Source organism: Streptomyces sp. NPDC051976 (genome assembly GCF_040680795.1).
Classification (GTDB): domain Bacteria; phylum Actinomycetota; class Actinomycetes; order Streptomycetales; family Streptomycetaceae; genus Actinacidiphila.
The window spans coordinates 185,362-206,687 of sequence record NZ_JBFAXL010000004.1 but is presented as its reverse complement, the minus strand read 5'-3'; the positions used below and the strand labels follow the sequence as shown (position 1 = coordinate 206,687).

The following is a 21,326-nucleotide window of genomic DNA, read 5'->3' as shown; positions in this document are numbered from 1 at the left end:
CTCGTCGGGTCAGGGCTTCAGCGCGGAGTCGCGGGTCACCCGTATCGGGGCCCCGGTGGCGTCGGTCGGCGCCTCCAGTGTCACCAGCACGCGCTGGATCTCCTCCCGGCGGTACGAGGTGTCGCCCCCCAACTCGACGACCACGAAGTTCATTCCGGCCTTGCCCGCGGTCTCGCGAGTGACGCCGACGTGCAACTCCACCTGCACCTGGCCCACTTCGAACCGTATGTCCCCGCCCGGGCTCGTGCCCGTACCGACTTCCGTCGCGGCCTCGGCCGCGGCGACGGCCAGTTCGCGGCGCAGCGCGCCGATCGTTTCGGCCAGGCCGAGTTCTGGCACGGCAACCCCCCGTTGCGTGGTGGACGCGCCCGGTCGGGAGCGGGCGCGGACCGGACACCGGCAGGACCGTAGCGGAAGAAGATCCTTTTCCGGCCGGACTGACCCAATTATGCCCGGACGGGCGGCAGTTCGCCCGGAAAGCCACGGAGATCCGGTGCCGGTTCGGCGAACCGGCGAAAGCCCCCACGGCACAACGGCCGACGCGCCCGGGACGGCGGGCACGGCGGGCACGCGGACCGGGCGGGCCGATCGGACCAAGTGGACCGGGCGGAGCAAGGCGGCTTCGTGCTCCGCCGGAAGGGGCCAGGCCCTAGACGGCGAGCGACGCCTTGTCGCCCATCACGATCACCGGGTGGTCGGCGGGCACGAGGGTGTGCAGGAGGTCGACCATGTGGGTGGCGGAGACGCTGACGCAGCCGTGGGTCGGGCCGCCGTGGTCGACATGGACCCAGATGCCGCCACCGCGGCTGTGCCCCAGCGGCTGGCTGCCGTCGAGCGGGGAGGTACCCGGGACGCGGTTGTAGTCGATGGCGATGACGTAGTCGAAGGCCGCGTCGAGCGGCTCGCCGTCGAAGCCGACGCCGCCCGCGCGGAAGGCCGACGAGTGGTGGTACGGGAGCTTGGCGCCCGGGTTGGCGTCGAAGCCGCCCGCGTCGCTCAGCGTGAACACGCCGATGGGGCTGCGGAGATCGCCGACGTGGTGCTCGCGCGTCCAGCCGTGCAGCGCGTTGTGCGCGGGCCAGGCGGCGCCCGGGGTCCAGTGGCCGTCCGCGGTACGCGACCACAGCGTGACGACGGTGTCCGAGGAGTTCTTCGCGCGTCCCGAGGCGACGAGCACCTGGCGGGAGCCGGCCGGGATCGAGGCCAGCGTCTTCGGCCCGAGGCCCGAGATCCGGGTGAGCGCCGCCTCTTGGGCGGAAGTGCCGGGACCTGCGGATTTCACCGGGGCGGCGGGCGCGGAGGCGGTGGGGGGCACGGCGTCGCGGCGGAAGGTGTCGGCGACGGCGGTCCCGCCGTGCTTGCTCACCACCACGTATCCGGCGCCTACCACGGCGAGTACGACACCTACCGCCGCACCGATGGCACCGCCGCGCACCCCGCGGCGTTTTCGCCGCTGCCGGTGGCGGCCGCGGCCTTGGGGCTCGGTGCGGCTCGGGTTCAGGGGGTCGGTCGAGGCAGCAGTCATCGCCGTCGATCCTTGCAAACCGTCGCCCGCGACCGGCACCCAGGGTGAGCGCCCGCCCGATTCGCCCCGGGGAATCCGTATCGCCGGATTAGCGCCGTCCCGCACCGCCTGACGGCGTATCGGCCACCCGCATTGCCGCTCCCGCCCGGGCATCCACGCACCGTCGGCGGGGACTTGCGCCGACTACGTCACCGCGCGGTGGATCGCGATCAGCAGCCGCCAGATGTGGGCGGCCAGCGCGTCGGGCGGGATGTCGCCGAGGTGGCCGTGCAGCCAGTCGGCGAGCAGGCCGGTGAAGGCGGCGGCGACCGCGGACGCGGCCAGGGCGGGGTGCGGCGCTCCGGCGCGGGCGCGCTCGGCCTCGGAGCGGGCGCGCAGTTCGTGGTGGAGCAGGGTGCCGAGCGGGCCGCCGCCACCCTCGTCGAGCAGGCCGCGGTAGAGGTCGGCGCGGGCCGCGACGGCGGTGAGGAACTCGGTGAGCGGCGCGGGCGGCGCGTCCGGCCCCGGGGGCGCGGTCCAGGCGTGCAGGGCGTCGACCGCTTCGCGTACGACGTCGGCGCACGCGTCGACGGCCAGCGCCCGCAGGCCGTCGTAGTGCAGATAGAGGGTGGCCCGGCCCACCCCCGCCCGGCGCGCCACCGCCGACAGGCTGACCTCGTCGAGCGGCCGCGTCTCGCACTCGGCAAGCAGCGCCGCCCGCAGCCGGGCGCGGGTCCGCAGCGTCCGCGGGTCCTGGGTCACGGCGTTCCGGCCGTGCGGCCGCGCCGGGCGTACCCGTCGTTACCGTCGTTCCGGTCCTGCGGGACGAGGCTGTCTCCCTGCGGGCCCGACCCGCCCCACGGTGTGGGCGATGCGGGAGACGCCCGGGATGCCGACGGGTCACCGGGCGCCGTGGGCACGGCGGACACGGCGAGCGTCGAAGGCGTGCCGGAACCGCCGGGCGCCGCGGACGCGCCGGGCATGCCGGACGCGCTGGAAGCCGCACGCTTCGTGAGCGCCGCCGCCTTCCCGGACCGCGCGGGCGTCACGGACCGCGCCGCCTCCCCGGACCGCGCAGGCGCCCCTGGCGCCACCGGCCTCCCGGGCGTCGCGGACGCCGCGGACGCCCCGCGTCTCGACCCTTCCCGCCTCACGCGCCCACTCACCCCGCCACGAGGACCGCGGCCAGCGTCACGGCCGCGGGCGCGAACTGGACGAAGAGGATCTTTCGGGAGGCGGTGGCGGCGCCGTACGCCCCGGCCACGATCACGCAGCACAGGAAGAACACCTGGGCCTGGAAGCCCACGGGGTCTGAGGCGATCAGGCCCCACACCAGTCCGGCGGCGAGAAAGCCGTTGTAGAGGCCCTGGTTGGCGGCGAGCGGCGCGGTGACCTTGGCGCCGTCCGCGTTCAGGCCGTGCAGTGCGCGGCCGCGCGGCCCCTGCCACAGGAACATCTCCAGCACCATGACGTAGACGTGGAAGGCGGCGACCGCGCCGACCAGTATCTCCGCGACGACCTTCATGACCGCTCACACGCCTTCCGCGCACCGCCGGTCCGCCGTCGTCCCGACTTCCTGGACAACTGTACAGGAAGTCGTGGATCCCCGATGTGGAGCCCCGGCGCGGAAGCCCAGAGCCCCCGGTCAGACCGTCCGCAGCAGCGCCTCCGCGAGTTCACGCGGTCGGCTGAGGGCGACGAGGTGGCCGCCGGGCAGGTCCTGGACGTCGATGCCCAGCCGCTCACCGACCACCCGGCGCTGGAACTCCAGCGGCAGGAACCGGTCCTCGCGGCCCTGGAGGAAGGTGACGGGCACGTCCGGCCACTTCTCCAGGGGCCAGGGCTGGGCGAAGAGCGCGGACGGCGGTCCCGGCACCTCGCCGGCGAACGCCTCCTCGGTCACCTCGGGCGGGACGTCGTGGAAGAAGTCGGTGCGCAGGTCGAACTCGGCGTCCGCCCCGCGGCCGGTCGCCTCGGCGTACGCGGCCCTGGCCTGCGCCTGGCCCGTGTTGCCCCACCACTCCCCCGCCGTCTCACCGGGCGCCGGGACCATCGCGTTGACGAGCACGAGCCGGTCGACGGGCAGCCGCGCGCACACCAAAGGCGCCGTGAAACCGCCGAGCGACTGGGCGACGACCACCAGCGGCCTGGCCGGTGCGTCGCCGATCGCCGCCAGCACGGCGTCGGTGAACGCGTCGAGGTCCGCGCTGTCCTCCGAGGGCAGGTCGAGGGTCACCACCTCGTGGCCCCGGGCCCGCAGTTCGGGCACCACGCGGTGCCAGTACCAGGCGCGGCCGTCGGCGCCGGGGATGAGTACGAAGTTCGTCATGGTCACGCACTCCTTCGAGCGAGCGCCGCCGGAGCAGTGGCGCTACTCCTAAATTAGGAGCATGTACTCCACAATGGCAAGCACAACGACTAGAATGCGGCGTGTGGCAGGCAAGCGCAGTTACGACGACCCATGCGGGGTGGCGCGCGCCCTCGGCGCGGTCGGGGAGCGCTGGGCGCTGCTCGTCGTCCGCGAGCTGCTGCACGGCCCCAAGCGCTTCGGCGACCTCAGCCGGGGCCTGCCGGGCATGAGCCAGAACGTACTGTCGCAGCGGCTGCGCGAGTTGGAGGCCGCGGATGTCGTACGACGGGTGCGGCTCGGCCCGCCCGCCAGCACGAGCGGCTACGAACTCACCGAGCGCGGCGCCCTGTTGGAGCCCGTGCTCTTCGCGCTCGCCACCTGGGGCAGCCGACTCCCGCTGGGCACCGGCTCGGACGCCGAACTCAGCGTCGACGCACTGGTGCTGGCCCTGCGGACCACCTTCGACCCGGCCGCCGCAGACGACCTGCGGGTCGTCTGCGAACTGCGGATGGGCGACGACCGCTTCCGCGCCGAGATCGGTGACGCGCGCTTCCGCGCGACGCGCGCCACCGCCTCTGCCTCCGCCTCCGCCTCCGCGGAGTCGGCCGCCGCCCTGCCCGTGCCCGACGCCGTCCTGACAGCCGGTGTCGGCACGCTTCGCGCCCTGGTGTTCGGCGGGCGGCCGCTCGCCGACGCCCTGCGCGCGGGCGACGCGCACCTGACCGGCGACCGCCGGAGAGCCGCCCGCTTCCTGGCCTGCTTCCCCCGGCCGCCGATCGCGTAAAGCCCGGAAGCCCTGACGTCCTGACGTCCTAGAGCCCGGAAGCCCTGAAGCCCGGAAGCCCTGACGGGAGTCCTGAGGTCGCTACGGAGGGTCCTCCGGCGTCACGGGCTCAGCCCGAAGGTGATCCGGTACCCCGCCTCGCCCTTGCTGGTGAAGGTGCTCGTCGCGTCGTCGTCCACGTACGAGTACGCGAACGGCTCGGCCTTCTTGAACACCGCCGCGTACTTCACCGGCCACTTGTCGGGAAGGCAGGCCGAGCGCGGCGCCCATTGGCCGCGGCAGCAGTACTGGTCGGTGTCGAACACCCCGCACGGCGACTCGCAGCCGACGACCCGGCTGCCCGCCGTCACCCGGAGGGCGGCGGGGCAGTCCACCGCGTGCGTACAGCCCGCCGCCGAGCAGCCGTTCGCGCTGATCGGGTCCTTGGTCGTACCGCCGACGAGGTTGATGTACATCGGCAGGTTGGAGCCGTCGACCAGGCTGACGTCGTAGAAGTCGAGACCGCTCCACGCGTTGAGGTTGAACTCTGCCAGCGAGGCGGGGATCTTCCCGTAGCCGGGGCACTGGAAGCGGCCGTCGCAGTCGCCGGTCTCGCAGTGGCCGCGGCCCGCGGCGTCGAAGGTGCAGCCGGTACGGCCCCAGAAGCGGCCGTTCCAGTGGTCGGGGACCCGGACGCCGAGGGTCTGCCCGGGACGCAGCACCCAGCCGGTGGTCGGCAGCGCCGGGCGCGCGGTCTGCTCGCCCGAGGCCAGCCAGATGGTCTGGCCGAGCTTGTTGACGAAGGTGAAGACCCTGCTGCCCGCCTGCGGGGCCAGGTTGTGGGCGGCGGGCGGCGCGCCGGTCCGCCGCCCGGTCGGGCGGGGACGCGCGGCAGGTGGGGAGGTGGGCGACGCGGACGGGGTCGCGGTGGCCGAACGGGTCGGCTTCGGTGGGGTGTTAGGCATGACGGTCGTGGCGGCCGATGTCGTGGCCGTGGCGCCGAGCGGGCCCGCCGCGTCGGCGGAACCGCCGCCCGGACGCTGCCCCGCGACGGCGTAGACGGCCACGCACAGCGCGGCGACAGCCACCGCCACCACCGCCAGCAGCCCCCGGCTCCGTGCCGATCCGCCCTGCCGCGCCCTGTGTTCGCCCTGTCGGGCCCTGCGTCCCATCCGCGCCTCCACGCCCTGTCCCGCGGCATCCGGAGCCGTACGCTCCCACCACCCCGCACACAGGAGACGGCGGGCGGCCGTACGGACAACGGAAATCGGGGACGACAGGACGCGACGAGCGCGGCGCGGCGGCGGTGGCTCAGGCGTAGACCGCCGCCAGCCACTCCTTCCAGTCCGCCTCGATCCGCGCGGCGTCGGCGTCCGGCGCGAAGTCGTGGACGCTGACGCCGACGGTCGCGCCGAAGTGGTCGCGGCCGAAGAAGCGGTACATCGCCTGGTCGGTACGGAGGCCGATGAAGTACGTGTTGCGGTAGTCGAGTACGGCGGGAACCCGTCCGGCGCCGGGCAGTTCGACGCTCACCCGGTCGCCCTGCGCCGCGTCGTCGGCGATGCCCAGCGCCCGGCGCGCCACCTCGAAGGAGCCGGGGGCACCCGCGGCGGCGGGACCGCTCAGCGTGGTGAACGCCGCCTGGCGGCCGGTGAAGTGCAGCACGTACTGGCGCAGTGTGTGCAGGTAGAAGTCGGTGTGCTTGCTGGCGCCGTCGTACTGGTTGTCCCAGTCCTCGACGAAGATGCCGCTGTGCACGTAGCGCACCCACGAACCGCCGCCCTCGCGGGGCTCGATGAGGTGGTCGACCTGGTTGAAGGTCTGTACGGCGATGTCCTCGACGTTCTCCGTCCGCCCGGTCAGCCGGTGCGGCGGGTCCCACGCCGTGACGGTGCCGCCGAAGGGCGCGGCGCCGCCCTCGCGCTGCTCGTACTCCATGGGCCACAGCCAGCCGCCGGTGCCCGTGGTGATCGCGTCCCAGACCTGCTCGGGACTCGCGTCGACCTCGAACTCGCGGACGATCTCGAATTCCTTGGACATCACTGCTCCTGGGGGGTGGGGGTGCTCGAACGGGTATGCGGGGAAGGTGACTTACGCGCGCTGCGGCGCGTAGACGACGTGGTGGACGCCCGAGGAGAACATCTCGGACGAGACGACGGTCAGCGGTGTGGTGGCCAGTCCGTCCTGGAAGAGCCGCTTGCCGCGGCCGACCACGACCGGGTCGATCAGCAGCTCAATCTCGTCGACGAGGCCCTGTCCGAGCAGCCACTGCACGAGCGTGGCGCTGCCCATGACGGTGATGTCGGCGCCGTCCTGCTCCTTGAGCCGGGTGATGGCGGCGGCCGGATCGTCGGAGATGACGGTGGAGTTGTTCCAGTCGGCCTTCTCCAGGGTGGTGGAGACGACGTACTTGGCGACGCCGTTCATGTGCGCGCCGCCGGGCGCGTCCGCCATCCCGGGCCATGCCTCGGCGAAGCCCTCGTAGGTCACCCGGCCGAGCAGCAGCGCGTCGGAGGCGTCCATCTGGGCGGTGACCGTACGGGCCATGTCCTCGTCGAAGTACGCGCCGTGCCACTCGAACGGCGACTCCATGACCCCGTCCGCGGTCAGGAACTCGCTGACGACAAGCTTCCTCATGACGACTCCTCAGGGGGTGCGATCGGTGTGGCGGCGGGTGCGGGGTTCTGCACGGTGGGGTGGAGGGCGATGACGATCCGGTGCGGGCGGCCGCCTTCCGCGTCCTCGTCGTGGTACTTGGCGAGCAGCGCGCTGACCCCGTGGGTCAACTCCTCGACGAACGCCGCCCGTTCGGCGGCGGAGGCGAACCGCACCTCGCCGTCCAGCGCGTAGGTGGCCATCCGCTTGCCCGCCCGGTCGGCCCCGGTGATCAGGGTGCCGACGTCGCGGACCAGCCGGGCGGCGACGGCCAGCAGCCAGCGTGCGGAGAGCTGGTCGCGGAAGCGGGCCGGATCGGGCTGCACGGCGGCCAGCGCCAGCGGCGAGATCACGTACGAGGCGGCCGTCGCCCGCATCAGCCGCTCGGTGACGTTCCCCTTCTTCCGCTCACCCGCCAGCTCGACCAGGCCGTGCCGCTCCAGGGCCTTGAGGTGGTAGTTCACCTTCTGCCGCGGCAGCCCCACCCGGCCGGCGAGCATCGTCGCCGAAGCGGGGCCCGCGGCCAGCTCGCCCAGCAGCCGCGCCCGTATCGGGTCCAGCGACACCGCCGCGGCTTCCGCGTCCTCGATCACGCTCACGTCCAACATGACTCCACCCTCCCACCGAAAACTTTTTTTGTCCAGACGCAATTCCTTGTCGGTGAAGTGGTGCGGAAAAGGCGGGGTGCGGACTGCCGCACCCCGCCCTTGGTGGCGGCGGAGAGGAAGGTTCAGGGTGACGGGCGGCTGTCGGTGGCGCTCGGGGCGAATTCGCGCATCGCCGCGTCCACCACCGCCTGGAGGCGGGCGTGGTGGGCGCCGCGCCAGTAGACGCGGTCGCAGGAGGTGCAGGCGGCGAAGACGTCGTAGGTGCGCTGGGTGCCGTCTTCGAGGCGGCCGCGTACGGACTCCTTGTCGGCCTCCGTGAGACGGCCGTTGCAGGCCACGCAGCGCGTCCAGGGGACGAGGGCGGGGGCGAACCGCTGGAGGACGTCGCGGAGTTGGTCCTCGGGGCGGTCGCTGTAGACGTACGCCCCGGCCCAGATCTCGCGGCGCCGCAGCAGGCCGCGGTCGCGGGAGAGCAGCACGCGCCGCTCGCGGGCCGAGAGGGCGGCCAGCGCGGGGTCGCCGATGTCCTCGCTCTCGTAGGCCGCGTCGACACCGAGCAGCCGCAGCCGCCGGGCCAGCGTGCCCAGATGGACATCGAGCAGGAACCGCAGCGGCGCCCCCGGCACCTGCTGCGGGCGCTCCACCGCCCGTACCCGCACCTGCTCCCCCGCCGCGGGCACATGCGACACCGGCACCGGCTCACCGTCCACGCTGAGGCCGCCGACCTCGGTGAGCGGGATGCCGAGCGACTCCACCACGTGCCCGAGCGAGGACGTGCCGTCCGTGGCCACCTCGGTGGCGGCGCTTCCCCGGCGTTCGACGGAGACGAAGAGGTCCAGCTCAGGGGGGATGCTGACGGTGATACGCGGTCGGTTCACGGGAGTCAGCATGCCATCGGCGGCCCGGCCGGTGCGCGGGAAATACCGCCTCCGGCACGGCCGCGCACGGGCTCGTCCCCGGAGTCAGACCTCGTAGCTGACGGTGACCGGCGCGTGGTCCGACCACCGCAGGTCGTAGCTCGCGGCCCGCTCCACGACGGCCGTCGTCGCGGCGGCCGCCAGCGCCTCGGTGGCGACCTGGTAGTCGATACGCCACCCGGTGTTGTTGTCGAACGCCTTGCCGCGCACCGACCACCACGAGTACGGGCCTTCGACGCCGGGGTGGAGACCGCGTACGACGTCGTTCCAGCCGGAGCCGAAGACCTCGGTGAGCCACTCGCGCTCCTCGGGCAGGAAGCCGGAGGACTTGCGGTTGCCCTTCCAGTTCTTCAGATCCGCCTCCTGGTGCGCGATGTTCCAGTCGCCGCAGACCAGGGCATGGGTGCCGTCCGCGGCGGCGCGGTCGCGCAGCGCCTTGAGGTGGTCGTGGAACTCCTTCATGAAGCGGAACTTCTCGTCCTGCCGTGCCGTGCCGACCTCGCCCGAGGGCAGGTAGAGGCTGCCGACCGTGAGACCGGGCCCCGTACCGGGCAGGTCGACCTCCAGATAGCGTCCCGAGTCGCCGAACTCGGCGGAGCCGAAGCCGGTACGGACCGCGGCTGGCTTCTCGCGGGTGAAGAGGGAGACGCCCGCGCGGCCCTTGGCGTTCGCGGGGGCGTGGACGGCGTGCCAGCCCTCCGGGTCCCGCAGGGCGGCGGGCAGCTGCTCGGGCTCGGCCCGTACTTCCTGCAGGCACACGACATCGGCCGCGGTCGCCTCCAGCCAGGGCAGGAAGCCCCGCTTGGCGGCGGCACGCAGGCCATTCACGTTCACGGTGGTGACGGTCAACATGGGCGGGACGATACCGGGGCCGGTCGACGGGACCGTGAGCGAGACCACGGCCTGGACCCGTGGCGTACACACGTACGATGTCGTGGTGGAAATCAGGACGGCGCGGTACGACGACCCCGACGCGGTGAAGCTCAACGACCAGGTGCAGCTCGAATACGTCGCCCGCTACGGCGACGGCGACGTCACCTTCATGGACGCGGCGCACTTCGACCCGCCGCACGGGCTCTACCTGCTGGCGTACGACGAGGACGGCCAGCCGGTGGCCAGCGGCGGCTGGCGCACCCAGGACGCGTCGCCCGAGGGGTTCTCCGACGGGGACGCGGAGATCAAGCGGATGTTCGTGGTGGCGGCGGCCCGCGGCCGCGGTCTGGCGCGGGCGATCCTGGCCCGGCTGGAGGCGAGCGCCGCGGCGGCCGGCCGGATACGCATGGTGCTGGAGACCGGGGAGCTGCAGCAGGAGGCGATCGCGCTGTACCGCTCGTGCGGCTACGAGGACGTGCCGAAGTTCGGCCACTACCGGGACCACGAGCTGAGCGTGTGCATGGGGAAGGTGCTCACCGCGCCCGACCCGGCCTGAGCGGGCCGGGGTCCGGGCGGTCCCCGGCCGGAGCGGCTACCTCCTCTTCCGGCGGCTGCTGCCCAGATACGCCCCGATCACTCCGCCGATGACGAAGGTGACCAGCAGGGCCAGCCACAGCGGCATGGTGATCTCGGGGATGATCATCCGGATCTTGGTGTCGCGGGTGTTCTCGAAGATGAAGATCAGGGCGAGGATGCCCAGTACGGCCATGGTGATCCTGGCCGGGGTCATCAGCTCGCGAAGCCTGGACTCCCTGGGCAACTTCTCGGCGCTCATCACGCTCACCTGCTCTCGGCTACGAGGGCTCCCCTTCCGTTCATGGTCGCCGTCCATGCCGTGCGGGGGGCTGGGTGCTACGCCATTCGGGTGATGCCCGGCGGTGCGGTCACCGGGCGCCCGACCGGCCCGGTGGCGGCGGCGAGGAGGCGCAGCGCGGCCTCGTCGGGGGTGCCGGGCACCGCGCTGTAGAGCAGCATCCGGTGCCCGGAGCCGTCGCCGGTCCGCAGCATCTCGAACGCCAGCGCGAAGCGGCCCACCACGGGGTGGTGGAAGACCTTGGTGCCGGTGGTGCAGTTGCTGACCGGGTGGCGGGACCACAGCGCGGCGAACTCGGGGCTCTTCATCGACAGCTCGCCGACCAGTTCCGCCAGCCGCCGGTCGTCGGCGGCGCCGCCCGCGGCCAGCCGGAGCGAGGCGACCGCGCGGCGCGCCTCGTCCTCCCAGTGCGGGTGCAGCTCCCGGGTGTGCGGGTCGAGGAAGAGCATCCGCTGGGCGTTGGGCCGGTCCGCGGGCCGCTCGGGCGCCTGCCGGTCGAGGTGGCTCGCGGTGAGGGCGTGGCCGAGCGGGTTCCAGGCCAGCACGTCGAAGCGGCGGTCCATGACGATCGCGGGAACACCGTCCATGGCCGCGATGAGCTGCCGTATCGCGGGTCCCGCGGTCTCGGGGCGCTGCGGGGTGCGGCGGCGGGCCCGGCCGGGGCGGGCGAGGTTGCGCAGATGGGCGCGTTCGTCGTCGGTGAGCCGCAGCGCCCCGGCCAGCGCGTCGAGCACGGCTTCCGAGGCGTTGGCGCTCTGGCCCTGTTCCAGCCGGGTGTAGTACGCCACGCTGACGCCCGCGAGCTGCGCCAGCTCCTCACGCCGTAGCCCCGGCACCCTGCGCCGCCCGCCGTACGACACCACCCCCACGTCCTCCGGGCGCAGTCGCGCGCGCCGGGTGCGGAGGAATTCGCCGAGCTCCGAGGGGGTGTGCGTGCCGCCGTCCATGCCCCCAGTCTCCCTCGGCGGGCGCCGCGGAGCCTGACCCTGCCGGTGGTAGGCAGCGCGGTGGTACGCGCGGCGGTCGTACGAAGAGCGGGGGGCTGGGTGCGGCGGCGGGGGACGGCGAGCCTTCCGTACGTATCGACGTAACCCATCCCCCTTACGGAGGGCCTCGCCATGGCGACGACCGCACCACTGGACCCGACGGCGACACCGCCCGCGACCCCCGCGCCGCCGCCCCGGCTGACCGGGCGGCAGCGGTGGGTGCTGACGCTGCTGCTGGGTGCGCAGTTCATGATCGCGGTGGACTTCTCGATCCTGAATGTGGCGCTGCCGGTGGTGGGCCGGGGGCTCGGCTTCCCGCTGGCGGACCTGCAGTGGGTGGCGACGGCGTTCGCGCTGGCCGCCGCGGGGTTCACGCTGCTGTTCGGGCGGGTGGCCGATCTGTTCGGCAGGCGGCGGGTGTTCCTGGCGGGGATGGCCGTGCTCGGGGTGGCGTCGCTGGTGGGCGGGCTCGCCGTCGATCCGGCGATGCTGCTGGTGGCGCGGGTCGCGCAGGGGCTGGCGACGGCCGCGGTGACGCCCGCGGGGATGGCGCTGCTGACGACGTCCTTCCCCGAGGGGCCGCTGCGGGACCGGGCGCTGGGTCTCAACGGGGCGCTGATGTCGGCCGGTTTCACCGCGGGGGCGGTGCTCGGCGGGCTGCTCACCGATCTGCTGAGCTGGCGGTGGGCGTTCTTCCTCAATGTGCCGGTGGCCGCGGTGGTGCTGTTCGCCGCGCCCGCGCTGGTCGCGGAGAGCCGCCCCGCGGACCGGCCCCGGCTGGACGCGCCGGGCGCGGTGACCGTCACGGGCGGGCTGCTCGCGCTGGTCTACGGCTTCACCTCGGCGGGTGAGCGCGGCTGGGGGGCGCCGCTGACGGTCGGGGCGCTGGTGGTGTCCGCGGCGCTGCTGGCCGCCTTCCACGCCGTCGAGCGGCGGGCCGCGGCGCCGTTGGTGCCGGTGCGGATCCTGCGGCGGCGCGGTGTCGTCTGGGGGAACGTCGCCGGGCTGCTCGCGTTCGCCAGCGAGACGTCGCTGGTCTTCCTGATGACGCTCTATCTCCAGCGGGTGCTGGGCTTCTCGCCGCTGGCGACGGGGCTGGCCTTCGGGGTGCTCGGCGCGGGGACGGTCCTTGGCGGGGTCCTCGGGGCGCGGGTCATCGGCCGGATCGGCACCCGTTCCACGCTCGTCACGGGCGCGCTCGTGCAGGCGGTCGCCACCGCCTCGCTGGTGCTGCTGGGCGAAGGGCGCGGCTGGCTGACGCTGCTCCTGGTGGCGACCTTCGTCGGCGGCGTCGGCAACATGCTCGCCATCGTCGGCTTCATGGTCACCGCCACCTCCGGTCTGCCCGACGCGGAACAGGGCCTGGCCACGGGGCTCGCCACCATGACCCAGCAGGTCGGCATCACCGTCGGCATCCCGGTGATGAGCGCCGTGGCCACCGCCCACACCTCCGGCGCCGCCGGCCCCGCCGCCGTCCTGCACGGCGTCTCCCTCGCCGTCCTGCTCAACGCGGCCCTGGCGGCGGCCGTCGCGGTCACCTCGGCCCTCTTCCTCCACGGGCGGCGTAGAACGGCATAAGACGCCGTAAGACCCGTCATCCAGGAGGCCGGGACTTACCCGCGTGCCGACCGCCCCGAGCCCCGGCCCCCGAGTAAGCCCCGCGCTCCCAGGAGTGCGGGGCTTACCGGCCGGCCTCTAGGGCCTGTCCTGTGGAGCACGCCCTAGGCCCGCTGCGGCACCGCGTGCGGCGCGCGGGGCGCCGCCGCCCGTGGGCGGAGGGGAGCGGACGGGCGGACGGAGGCGGGTTTGTGGGTGCGGAGTTCCTCGTAGACGGCGAGGACGCTGCGGGCCTGCTGTTCCACCTGGTCGGCGACCGGGACCCAGCGCGGGTGGTAGGCCCGTTCGTACGCCTCGCACCACTCGTCGACGAGGCGGGTGACGCGGGGGACGGCCGCGATACGGCGGAGCATCGCGGCGGCGCGCAGCGGGATCCGCTGGGCGTAGACCTCGATGCTGGTGACGCGCGCGGTGGTCATGAGCGGCAGCGGCGCCGCGTCCGCCGGGCGGACGGCGGGGTCCCAGTCGGCGGACAACCGCGGGCCGATGGCGACGAGTTCGCGCACGGTGCGCAGCATCGGGGAGTCGGCGCCCACCAGGTGCGGGCTGATGGTGTCCAGCACCCGCGCCACGGTCGGCAGGTCCCGCCGCAGCGCGGCGCCCGCCGTGCGCAGCGCCCGGTCCGGCGAGGGGTGCGGAGTGGTGTCCGCGGTGCGGTCGCAGGCCCACATCGGCACCTCGACGACCGCGGTGACCCCGTCGTACCGCTGGGCGTGCGCCCAGGTGGAGTGCGCTCCGTCGCCCACCGCCGCGTCGTCGCCCCCGCGCGGCATCACGTAGACGCCCGGCCCCGGGCTCGGCCACTGGAAGGCGTCGGAGGACCCGCTCTCCAGCGGGATGTCGAGTTCCGCGGCCGATCTGCCGATCCGCGCGGGCAGCCCCGGAATGTCGCTGGTGAGCTGGACGAAGCTGCCGCCGACGTCGATGCCGTGCAGCGAGCACTGCAGCACCGGCCGCAGGCCGTCCAGCACACCGACCAGCGCCCGCGTCTCGGGCAGCGCTGCGCCCTGGACCCCGGCGACCGGCAGCCATTCGGGCTGCTCGGCGGCGCATGGCCGGAAGAAGTGCTCGTAGTGACCGCGGAGCGTGTACGGCCCGGGCAGCCAGGGCTCGTTGAGCACGGCGCCGTCCGGGTCGATGCAGAGCAGGAAGTGCCAGGCCGTGCCGTCGTCGTCGCCGCGTTCCCGTGCGGCGGCGAGCTGCCCCGCGAGGCGTAGCACCGTGGCGCCGCCCACCGCCGCCTCGTTGGCGTGCGGACCGGCCACCACCAGCACGTTCCTGCTTCCCTGACCCACCGTCAGCATCAACAGCGGGCGCCCTGCCCGCGATCTGCCGACCGCCCCCAACCGGCAGATGTCCGGGTACCTCAGCCGTAGTGACCTGGCCCCCGCAGTAACTTCGTCCGTCGTCGGATAGTGCTCTCCCGCCACCGCATTCCCCCAGAACCGAAGTACTGACTGCGACCGCATCCCCACGCCGAGTCAATCCAGTTAGTACGACACGGACGCGGCGGAGGTGTCAACGGTGCTACCGCGCCAGTTCGCGCGCACCGCCGCTCCGGCGACGACGGCCAGTGCCGCCGCCCCGTATGCGACGCTTTGGAGGAGGTCTCCACGGGCCCCCATCTCGCCCCCGGTGTAGAGCGCGAGCCCGGCCAGCGGCACCGCGAGCCACTCCCAGCGGCCGTCGAGCGCGACGAGTGCGACGACGAGAAGGGCGTACCAGTAGTACGACGGCGAGCTGAGCAGCAGCGCGGTGCCCGTCACCAGCAGCGCACCGCTCCAGGGGCGCAGCGGGTCGCCGCGCCGCAGCACCCATACGGCCACGGCGGCGATCGACACCAGTGCCACCGGACCCGCGGCGGCGTCCGGAAGCACCAGCCGCAACAGGGCGAACCGGCGTACGCTGCCCGGCTCGTAGCCCTCCTCCTGGAGGTAGCCGGGAAGATAGCCGAGCACCCCGCCGCCCGACGCCGCCACGTACGGCAGATAGGCGAGAACGATTACGGCGACTGCGGGGAGGACGATTCGCAGCGCCTGACGCGGGGATCGGCGGGCGAGGGCACCGGGCACGGCGAGCCCCGGCAGCAGTTTCACGGCGATCGCGGCGCCCAGCAGCGCGCCGCGGCGCAGGGGTCCGCCCGCGGCGCCGAGTGCGCCGAGCGGTCCCAGCGCGAGGACGGTGAGGAGCGCTCCGAGGGTGTCGACGTGCGCGTCGTTGACGGCGGCGACCGGCACCATCGGACACCACGCCCACAGCGCGGCGCGGCGGGGGTCGGCGCCGCGCCGCCGCAGTGCCGTCAGCAGCGCCCCTGTGGTGGCGACGGCCAGCAGCGCGCCGCCGATCTGAAGTGGCTTGTGCCGAAGGCCGGAGGGCGACAGCGCGTGGACGGCGAGAAACCAGCCTTCGGCGACGGGCGGGTAAATGGTGTGCACCGAGGGCCGGTTAATCGGGGTGCAGTCACCGCCGGTCGTCGGATGGGCCGTCCAGCGCGCGCACCCCGCGCTGCCCGCGGCCGGGAACAGCCACGGGTCGCGCAGCCGCGCCAACTCGGGCGCGTCGGGTGCGTAGGCGTACGGCGACACGCCCGCGGCCTGCACCTTTCCGTCCCACGCGTACCGGTACATGTCCGTGCTGGTGCGTGGCGCCCCGGCCAGTCCCGCGAGCGCGAGCGCCACGCTCCCGGCCACGACGAGCCAGGTCGCCGCACGCCGCGGCACCCTCCGCACCGCGACGACGGCCGCCGCGAACACCGCCCACCCGGCCGCGTACCAGTACGGCAGCCGGTCGGGCGCGTCGCTGCTCCCGCCGACCGCCACGGTCGCGACGACGACCGCGGTGAGCGCGGCGAGCAGCAGCGCGACGACCACGGTCGCGGTCCGGGCGCGCCGGGAGCGGGGAGCCGCGGGCAGCGGCTCGGGCACCGCCTCCGCGGCGGGCGTGTCCCGGCGGGGGGCGGCGGTCTTGCTCGTACGGATTCCCACAGGTCACACGCTCGCATCCGCGGTGGCCCGGGAGGGCGTACGGCGGGCGGACGTCCGCGTTCCGTAAGGAGTCGCGGGGCCCGTTTTCGGCGCGTGGCGAGGTGAGATGGGAGCCATGTCCCCCTCTCCCGCTCCCGGCCGTCCGCACGATCGCGACGGCGCCGACACGCCCGGCCCGACCCCGAAGGCACTAGGGCCGGCGCCGCCCCGGCGGGCGTTCGGGTCGCCCACGCTCTTCCCGGAGTGGGCGCGGGTCGGGCCGTTGCGGGAAGGGGTGTTCCGGGGGCGGCTGCACGACGCGCGGACCGCGGTGTCGCTGGGGCGGCTGCTCGGGACGACGCTGGCCGTGTGCTTCGTCACCGGGTTGGTGAGCCACTATCTGCAGCAGCCGCCGAGTTGGGCGGTGGATCATCTGCCGAGCCGCCCGATCTGGGGCTACCGGCTGACGCAGGGGCTCCATGTGGCGTGCGGGATCGCCTCGATCCCGCTGGTGCTGGCGAAGTTGTGGACGGTGTACCCGCGGCTGTTCGCCTGGCCGCCGCTGCGTTCCGTGGCGCACGCGCTGGAACGGCTGTCGATCCTGGTGCTGGTGGCGGCCACGCTGCTGCAACTGGCCACCGGGCTGCTCAACACCGTCCAGTGGTACCCGTGGCCGTGGAACTTTCGCCCGACCCACTGGGCGCTGGCGTGGGTGGTGATCGGGGCGCTGGCGCTGCACATCGCGGTGAAGGCCCCGGTGATCGCGGCTCATTGGTGGCGGCGTTCACCGGGCACCCTGACGCTGCCGGCGGCGGACGGCCCCGAGCGCCGGGCCTTCCTCGCCACGATCGGCGCGGCGGTGGGCGCGGTGACGCTGACCACCGTCGGCCAGTCGCTGGGCCCGCTCAAGGACACCGACCTGCTGGCGCCGCGCCATCCCGACCACGGCCAGCAGCACCTGCCGGTGAACCGTACGGCCGCGGCCGCGGGCATCACCGCCGCGCATCTGGCGAGTTGGCGGCTGTCCGTGCGCGGACCGCGGCCGTACGAGCTGACGCTGCCTCAACTCATGGCACTGCCCCAGCGGTCCGTGGTGCTGCCGATCGCCTGCGTGGAGGGCTGGAGCAGGAACGCGCACTGGTCGGGCGTACGGATCAGGGATCTGCTCGACCGGGCGGGCGCCCCGCACGACGCACGGGTGCGTGTGGTGTCGCTCCAACAGCACGGCGCCTACGCGGTGATGGAGATGGGCCATCTGTACGCGCGCGATCCGCTGACCCTGCTCGCGCTGGGCCTGAACGGCTCCCCGCTCTCCCCCGACCACGGCTTCCCCGCCCGGATCATCGCCCCCAACCGGCCCGGCGTACTGCAGACCAAGTGGGTCACCCGACTGGAGGTGCTGACATGACGGCCGAGCGGCGAACGGAACCTGCGGGCGCTCCCGTTGACGGCCCGTGGCGCCTCACGGGCGGCTGGCGGGTGGTGCGTTACGGGCTCGGTGCGGCCGGACTCGCGGGTGTGGGCTTCGGTGCGTCGCTGCTGCTGTCGGACCCGCTGGTGCGCAACTGGCAGGGCCTGGCGCGGTGGTTGGCCGCCGCGGTCGTCCTCCACGACGGCCTGCTGGTACCGGCCGTGCTGGCGCTCGCCGCGCTGCTCGGCCCGCGGTGGCGCAGGCGGCTGCGCTGGCCGTTCGTCGTGGCGGGCTCGGTGACGGTGGTGGCGCTCCCCGTACTGCTGCGGCCCGGCGCGACCGCGAATCCGTCCGTGCTGCCGCTCGACTACCCGCGGGGCTGGGCGATCTCGGTGGGCGCGGTCCTGGCGATCGCCGTGGCGTGGAGCGCGGGGCGGTGGGCGCTGGACCGGAGGGGGCGACGGCGGGCGTCGGGGGCGCGGCGATCACCGGACTCCCCATAACTAATGGCATTGACGCGCCTTACCCATTAGAGTGAGCGGTGGCGGCAGCGAGCCGCCACCGACACGGGAGGCGTACGCGACCATGCCTGCACTGCAACTTCCCCGAGTGGCGCACCGGTTCACCGAGGTGGACGGCCTGCGGGTGTTCTACCGCGAGGCGGGACCCGCGGACGCGCCCGTACTCCTCCTGCTGCACGGCTTCCCGTCGGCCTCCCACCAGTACCGGCGGCTGATCGACGCGCTGGGCGGGCACTACCGGGTGATCGCGCCCGACTACCCCGGCTTCGGGCACAGCGACGCGCCCGCGACCGCCCCCTCGGGCGGCGGCTGGACGTTCAACGCGCTCGCCGACACCGTCGAGGGCTTCGTCCGCGCCCTCGGCCTCGACCGCTTCACCCTCTACGCCTTCGACTTCGGCGCCCCCGTCGGCTTCCGGCTGGCCACCCGGCACCCCGAGTGGATCGCGGGCCTGGTCGTACAGAACGGCAACGCGTACGAGGACGGCCTCAGCGAACTGGCCCGGGGCTTCGTCGCCGAGGCGCCGGAGGTGCCGGGGGCGGAGGAGCGGGTCCGCGGGCTGTTCACGCTCCCCATGACCCGCGGCCAGTACGAGGGCGGCACCTCGGACCCGGCCGCCGTCGCACCCGAGGGCTGGACCCTCGACCAGCACTTCCTCGACCTGCCGGGCCGCAAGGACATCCAGCGCGACCTGGCCTTCGACTACAAGAGCAATGTGGCGCTCTACGGGCAGTGGCAGGAGTGGCTGCGCGCGCACCGGCCGCCGCTGCTGGTGCTGTGGGGCACCGGCGACGCCTTCTTCACCGAGGCGGGGGCCAGGGCCTTCCTCCGCGACGTGCCGGACGCCGAACTGCGGCTCTTCCCGACCGGGCACTTCGCGCTGGAGGAGTACGTGGACGAGATCGCGCCGCTCATCGCGGACTTCCTGGACCGTACGTGGGCCGGGGCGGCGGCGCGGGGCGCGGCAGGAGTGGCCGCTCGCTGACGGCGGGCGCGCCGCGTGGCGGGTCCTCGGGGCCGGGGCCGTTGACGAGCACCGCGAACCGGCGGCCGTCGGCGGTCCACTCCTCGGCCACCGTCCATCCTGTCGCCCGCGCGGCGGCCCGGACGGCGGCCGGGCCGAGCCGCGCCCACGCGAAGTCGCGGCCCTGCCGCCCGTGACCGTCCTCCACCCGTACGGTCACCCGCTCGTCGACCTCGTGCGCCGCCGCCTCGGTGAGCAGCCGGCCGCCGGGCCTGACGATGCGGGCGACCCGTACGAGCAGGGCGTGCGGGTCGCCGCCGATCCCGATGTTGCCGTCGGCGAGCAGCGCGGTGCCCCAACGGCCCTCGGCCGGAAGCCGGTCGAAGACCGACCTCCGGAGCACCGCTCCCCCGGCCCCCTTCGTCCGCGCCACCGCCGCCGGACTCACGTCGAGCCCCAGCGCCGGCAGCCCGCGCGCGGCCACGGCGGCCACCAGCCGCCCGGGACCGCACCCGATGTCCAGCACCGCACCACGGCAGCGCCGCAGCAGCGTACGGTCCGCCGCGTCCGGCGGCGCACACCACCGCTCCACCTCCAACGGCAGCAGCCACCCGTCCTCCCGCCGCAGGAACAACGGCCCCCGCCCACTGGCGAGGGCCCGCGCGTAGGGGTCACCACCCCAGGCCGCGGCGGTCGCGACGGGCGCTGCGGTCGGTCGGCTGACCGGCGTCGACGTGGTCACCGGGCGGCGCCCGGGGTGGGGGCGGTCGCATGCCCGGCGGCGACCGGGGGTCCGTCGGCGGCGGGGTCGAATCCGCAGGCGGCGTCGGCCGGACGCGCGGCGAGCGGCGGTCGCGGGCGCGCAGGCGCCGTGACGCCCGCATGCCCCGCGGCGGCCGGGGGTCCGTCGGCGGCGGGGCCCGGCGCGTGGGCGGCTTCGATCGGTCGTGGGGGGAGCGGCGTGCGCGGGCGCAGTGCGCGTACGGTGGCGGCGAAGTGGGTGTGCGGTGCCAGGGCGGCGACCTCCTTGGCGTCGGACGGGGTGTCCACGTCGCGGAGGTGGGGGAGGTCGCGGACGCGGAGGCCCGCGGCGGTGAGGCGGGCGCGTTGCAGGGCGCCGGTGTCGGGGGTCGACATGGGGACGCCGAGCAGCAGGTCGGGGCGGGCCGGGGCGGCGAGTCCGAGCGCCCAGAAGCCGCCGTCGGCCGCGGGGCCGAACCAGGCGTCGCAGCCGTCCCACCCACCCGGGCCGAACACCGGCGCCAGCAGCGCGGCGGTGAGCTGCGGGGTGTCCATCCCGACGAGCAGCGCGGGCCCGTCGCAGCGCGCGAACGCCCCCGCCAGCCGCGCGTCCAGCCCACCCGCCGTCTGCGGCGCCACCTCGTAGCCGGGCGGCACCCAGTCACCGGGCGCACCGTCCAGCACGAGCAGCCGCCGTACCGCCGGAAGGTCGAGACCGACCGCCAGGGTGTCCCGCAGCGCCGCCTCGGCCAGCCGGGCCGCCTCGGCGGCACCGTACTCCGGCGTCAGCCGGGTCTTCACCCGCCCCGGCACCGGGGCCTTGGCGATCACCAGCAGCGTCGTCCCGCTCCCCCGCCTCACCGGGCCACGCCCGCCGCGGACGGCTCACGCAGGACGGCGCTCATGTCGCGGACGGCGTGCCAGGTGCCGCGCCAGGTGCCGGTCACCTTGGACCGGCCGGTCCGCGGGGCGTACGGCACCGGCGTCTCCTGGACGCGCCAGCCGGCGTCGGCGGCGCGGACCACCATCTGCAGCGGATAGCCGGAGCGGCGGTCGGTGAGGTCGAGCGAGAGCAGGGCGGTGCGGCGGGCGGCGCGCATCGGTCCGAGGTCGTGCAGGCGCAGGCCGGTGCGGCGGCGCAGCAGCCGGGCGAGTTGCAGGTTGGCCAGCCGGGCGTGCGGCGGCCAGGCCCGCGCGGTGGTGGGGCGGCGGCGCCCGAGCACCAGGTCGGCGGTGCCCGCGAGCACCGGCCCGGCGACGGCCGGGAGCAGTCCGGGGTCGAGCGAGGCGTCGCAGTCGCAGAAGCAGACGACCTCGGCGGTGGCGGCGAGCAGCCCCGCGTGGCAGGCGGCGCCGAAGCCGCGGACGGGCGCGTCCACGACGAGTGCCCCCGCGTCCGCCGCGATACGCGCGGACCCGTCGGTGGAGCCGTTGTCGACGACGATCGCCCGCCAGCCGGGCGGGACGCGTTCCAGCACCCAGGGCAGGGCCGCGGCCTCGTTGAGGCAGGGCAGGACGACGTCGACGGGAGCTGGCGGTGGCTTGGTCACGCACTTCACCCTACGGAGCCGGATCGGAC

At 74.4% G+C, this 21,326-nt stretch carries 23 protein-coding genes and 1 pseudogene; 6 read left to right on the top strand and 18 right to left on the bottom strand.

Translation table 11 applies throughout. The features are described from left to right. Window positions 1-9: 9 nt before the first annotated feature. From AB0M29_RS06680 to AB0M29_RS06660, 5 genes are all read right to left on the bottom strand, one after another. Window positions 10-339 (bottom strand): trypco2 family protein, encoded by a 330-nt coding sequence (locus tag AB0M29_RS06680; protein WP_365379869.1) that lies wholly within the window; start codon window positions 337-339, stop codon window positions 10-12. 310 nt (window positions 340-649) lie between these two features. Continuing rightward, window positions 650-1,525 carry a L,D-transpeptidase family protein gene (locus AB0M29_RS06675; protein WP_365379867.1) on the bottom strand — a complete coding sequence of 292 codons (876 nt, stop codon included), beginning with the start codon at window positions 1,523-1,525 and terminating at the stop codon, window positions 650-652. Between the two features lie 183 nt (window positions 1,526-1,708). Then, on the bottom strand, window positions 1,709-2,266 hold the full coding sequence (locus tag AB0M29_RS06670) for a TetR family transcriptional regulator (RefSeq protein WP_365379865.1): 558 nt from the start codon (window positions 2,264-2,266) through the stop codon (window positions 1,709-1,711). 400 nt (window positions 2,267-2,666) lie between these two features. Then, a complete protein-coding gene (locus AB0M29_RS06665) occupies window positions 2,667-3,029 on the bottom strand; it encodes a DUF1304 domain-containing protein (RefSeq protein ID WP_365379862.1) in 363 nt (120 codons plus the stop codon). A 120-nt stretch (window positions 3,030-3,149) separates the two neighbouring features. After that, a complete protein-coding gene (locus AB0M29_RS06660; RefSeq protein WP_365379860.1) occupies window positions 3,150-3,833 on the bottom strand; it encodes an alpha/beta fold hydrolase in 684 nt (227 codons plus the stop codon). A 103-nt stretch (window positions 3,834-3,936) separates the two neighbouring features. Here AB0M29_RS06660 and AB0M29_RS06655 point away from each other — a divergent pair, with 103 nt between their 5' ends. Continuing rightward, complete coding sequence (locus tag AB0M29_RS06655) at window positions 3,937-4,638, top strand: winged helix-turn-helix transcriptional regulator (protein WP_365379858.1); 702 nt, start codon at window positions 3,937-3,939, stop codon at window positions 4,636-4,638. Window positions 4,639-4,739: 101 nt separating this feature from the next. On the opposite strand, the gene AB0M29_RS06650 is transcribed toward AB0M29_RS06655, so the two are convergent. The 6 genes from AB0M29_RS06650 to AB0M29_RS06625 form a co-directional block, all read right to left on the bottom strand. Further along, complete coding sequence (locus AB0M29_RS06650) at window positions 4,740-5,789, bottom strand: thaumatin family protein (protein ID WP_365379856.1); 1,050 nt, start codon at window positions 5,787-5,789, stop codon at window positions 4,740-4,742. Window positions 5,790-5,928: 139 nt separating this feature from the next. Then, window positions 5,929-6,657 (bottom strand): SRPBCC domain-containing protein, encoded by a 729-nt coding sequence (locus tag AB0M29_RS06645; protein WP_365379853.1) that lies wholly within the window; start codon window positions 6,655-6,657, stop codon window positions 5,929-5,931. Window positions 6,658-6,708: 51 nt separating this feature from the next. Beyond that, window positions 6,709-7,254, bottom strand: coding sequence for a dihydrofolate reductase family protein (locus AB0M29_RS06640; protein WP_365379850.1), 546 nt, complete (start codon window positions 7,252-7,254; stop codon window positions 6,709-6,711). Next, entirely contained in the window at window positions 7,251-7,880 is a 630-nt protein-coding gene (locus AB0M29_RS06635; protein WP_365379847.1) for a helix-turn-helix domain-containing protein, read from the bottom strand. Before AB0M29_RS06635 ends, AB0M29_RS06640 begins: the two co-directional genes overlap by 4 nt. A 122-nt stretch (window positions 7,881-8,002) precedes the next feature. Beyond that, the gene (locus AB0M29_RS06630) at window positions 8,003-8,758 is read right to left on the bottom strand and encodes a Mut7-C RNAse domain-containing protein (RefSeq protein ID WP_365379845.1); all 756 of its coding nucleotides are present in this window, start codon (window positions 8,756-8,758) and stop codon (window positions 8,003-8,005) included. Window positions 8,759-8,842: 84 nt separating this feature from the next. Beyond that, the gene (locus tag AB0M29_RS06625; RefSeq protein WP_365379842.1) at window positions 8,843-9,649 is read right to left on the bottom strand and encodes an exodeoxyribonuclease III; all 807 of its coding nucleotides are present in this window, start codon (window positions 9,647-9,649) and stop codon (window positions 8,843-8,845) included. Between the two features lie 85 nt (window positions 9,650-9,734). Here AB0M29_RS06625 and AB0M29_RS06620 point away from each other — a divergent pair, with 85 nt between their 5' ends. Beyond that, window positions 9,735-10,226 (top strand): GNAT family N-acetyltransferase, encoded by a 492-nt coding sequence (locus tag AB0M29_RS06620; protein ID WP_365379839.1) that lies wholly within the window; start codon window positions 9,735-9,737, stop codon window positions 10,224-10,226. A 36-nt stretch (window positions 10,227-10,262) separates the two neighbouring features. Here the strand turns inward: AB0M29_RS06620 and AB0M29_RS06615 are convergent, their stop codons facing one another. Beyond that, window positions 10,263-10,505 carry a DUF1049 domain-containing protein gene (locus tag AB0M29_RS06615; protein WP_365379836.1) on the bottom strand — a complete coding sequence of 81 codons (243 nt, stop codon included), beginning with the start codon at window positions 10,503-10,505 and terminating at the stop codon, window positions 10,263-10,265. Window positions 10,506-10,582: 77 nt separating this feature from the next. Further along, on the bottom strand, window positions 10,583-11,491 hold the full coding sequence (locus tag AB0M29_RS06610; RefSeq protein ID WP_365379834.1) for a helix-turn-helix transcriptional regulator: 909 nt from the start codon (window positions 11,489-11,491) through the stop codon (window positions 10,583-10,585). Between the two features lie 171 nt (window positions 11,492-11,662). Between AB0M29_RS06610 and AB0M29_RS06605 the strand changes: the two genes are divergently transcribed. Next, complete coding sequence (locus AB0M29_RS06605; protein WP_365379831.1) at window positions 11,663-13,108, top strand: MFS transporter; 1,446 nt, start codon at window positions 11,663-11,665, stop codon at window positions 13,106-13,108. 143 nt (window positions 13,109-13,251) lie between these two features. Here AB0M29_RS06605 and AB0M29_RS06600 read toward each other — a convergent pair whose 3' ends face one another. Together AB0M29_RS06600 and AB0M29_RS06595 are read right to left on the bottom strand one after the other, a co-directional pair. Continuing rightward, complete coding sequence (locus tag AB0M29_RS06600; protein WP_365380252.1) at window positions 13,252-14,616, bottom strand: M14 family zinc carboxypeptidase; 1,365 nt, start codon at window positions 14,614-14,616, stop codon at window positions 13,252-13,254. A 21-nt stretch (window positions 14,617-14,637) separates the two neighbouring features. Beyond that, a complete protein-coding gene (locus AB0M29_RS06595; protein ID WP_365379828.1) occupies window positions 14,638-16,131 on the bottom strand; it encodes a glycosyltransferase family 87 protein in 1,494 nt (497 codons plus the stop codon). A 274-nt stretch (window positions 16,132-16,405) separates the two neighbouring features. Between AB0M29_RS06595 and AB0M29_RS06590 the strand changes: the two genes are divergently transcribed. The 3 genes from AB0M29_RS06590 to AB0M29_RS06580 all read left to right on the top strand — a co-directional run bounded on the left by AB0M29_RS06590 (window position 16,406) and on the right by AB0M29_RS06580 (window position 19,027). After that, a complete protein-coding gene (locus AB0M29_RS06590; protein ID WP_365380249.1) occupies window positions 16,406-17,518 on the top strand; it encodes a molybdopterin-dependent oxidoreductase in 1,113 nt (370 codons plus the stop codon). Beyond that, the gene (locus tag AB0M29_RS06585) at window positions 17,515-18,024 is read left to right on the top strand and encodes a hypothetical protein (protein WP_365379825.1); all 510 of its coding nucleotides are present in this window, start codon (window positions 17,515-17,517) and stop codon (window positions 18,022-18,024) included. Before AB0M29_RS06590 ends, AB0M29_RS06585 begins: the two co-directional genes overlap by 4 nt. An 82-nt stretch (window positions 18,025-18,106) precedes the next feature. After that, window positions 18,107-19,027 (top strand): alpha/beta hydrolase, encoded by a 921-nt coding sequence (locus AB0M29_RS06580; protein ID WP_365379822.1) that lies wholly within the window; start codon window positions 18,107-18,109, stop codon window positions 19,025-19,027. Here AB0M29_RS06580 and AB0M29_RS06575 read toward each other — a convergent pair. From AB0M29_RS06575 to AB0M29_RS06565, 3 genes and pseudogenes are all read right to left on the bottom strand, one after another. Continuing rightward, on the bottom strand, window positions 18,954-19,748 hold the full coding sequence (locus tag AB0M29_RS06575) for a methyltransferase domain-containing protein (protein WP_365379820.1): 795 nt from the start codon (window positions 19,746-19,748) through the stop codon (window positions 18,954-18,956). The two genes, AB0M29_RS06580 and AB0M29_RS06575, sit on opposite strands and share 74 nt — an antisense overlap. A gap of 242 nt (window positions 19,749-19,990) precedes the next feature. Further along, a pseudogene (locus AB0M29_RS06570) lies at window positions 19,991-20,608 on the bottom strand (DUF2064 domain-containing protein); the annotation flags it as partial. Continuing rightward, window positions 20,605-21,306, bottom strand: a complete 702-nt coding sequence (locus AB0M29_RS06565; RefSeq protein ID WP_365379816.1) for a glycosyltransferase family 2 protein — start codon at window positions 21,304-21,306, stop codon at window positions 20,605-20,607. The gene AB0M29_RS06565 and the pseudogene AB0M29_RS06570, both read right to left, overlap by 4 nt. Window positions 21,307-21,326: the final 20 nt, after the last annotated feature.

Coding starts and splice junctions, on each gene's coding strand:
- AB0M29_RS06675 (WP_365379867.1), bottom strand. CDS start 1,525: ATGACTGCTGCCTCGACCGACCCCCTGAACCCGAGCCGCACCGAGCCC.
- AB0M29_RS06665 (WP_365379862.1), bottom strand. CDS start 3,029: ATGAAGGTCGTCGCGGAGATACTGGTCGGCGCGGTCGCCGCCTTCCAC.
- AB0M29_RS06660 (WP_365379860.1), bottom strand. CDS start 3,833: ATGACGAACTTCGTACTCATCCCCGGCGCCGACGGCCGCGCCTGGTAC.
- AB0M29_RS06650 (WP_365379856.1), bottom strand. CDS start 5,789: ATGGGACGCAGGGCCCGACAGGGCGAACACAGGGCGCGGCAGGGCGGA.
- AB0M29_RS06645 (WP_365379853.1), bottom strand. CDS start 6,657: ATGTCCAAGGAATTCGAGATCGTCCGCGAGTTCGAGGTCGACGCGAGT.
- AB0M29_RS06640 (WP_365379850.1), bottom strand. CDS start 7,254: ATGAGGAAGCTTGTCGTCAGCGAGTTCCTGACCGCGGACGGGGTCATG.
- AB0M29_RS06635 (WP_365379847.1), bottom strand. CDS start 7,880: ATGTTGGACGTGAGCGTGATCGAGGACGCGGAAGCCGCGGCGGTGTCG.
- AB0M29_RS06625 (WP_365379842.1), bottom strand. CDS start 9,649: ATGTTGACCGTCACCACCGTGAACGTGAATGGCCTGCGTGCCGCCGCC.
- AB0M29_RS06615 (WP_365379836.1), bottom strand. CDS start 10,505: ATGAGCGCCGAGAAGTTGCCCAGGGAGTCCAGGCTTCGCGAGCTGATG.
- AB0M29_RS06610 (WP_365379834.1), bottom strand. CDS start 11,491: ATGGACGGCGGCACGCACACCCCCTCGGAGCTCGGCGAATTCCTCCGC.
- AB0M29_RS06605 (WP_365379831.1), top strand. CDS start 11,663: ATGGCGACGACCGCACCACTGGACCCGACGGCGACACCGCCCGCGACC.
- AB0M29_RS06600 (WP_365380252.1), bottom strand. CDS start 14,616: ATGCGGTCGCAGTCAGTACTTCGGTTCTGGGGGAATGCGGTGGCGGGA.
- AB0M29_RS06585 (WP_365379825.1), top strand. CDS start 17,515: ATGACGGCCGAGCGGCGAACGGAACCTGCGGGCGCTCCCGTTGACGGC.
- AB0M29_RS06580 (WP_365379822.1), top strand. CDS start 18,107: ATGCCTGCACTGCAACTTCCCCGAGTGGCGCACCGGTTCACCGAGGTG.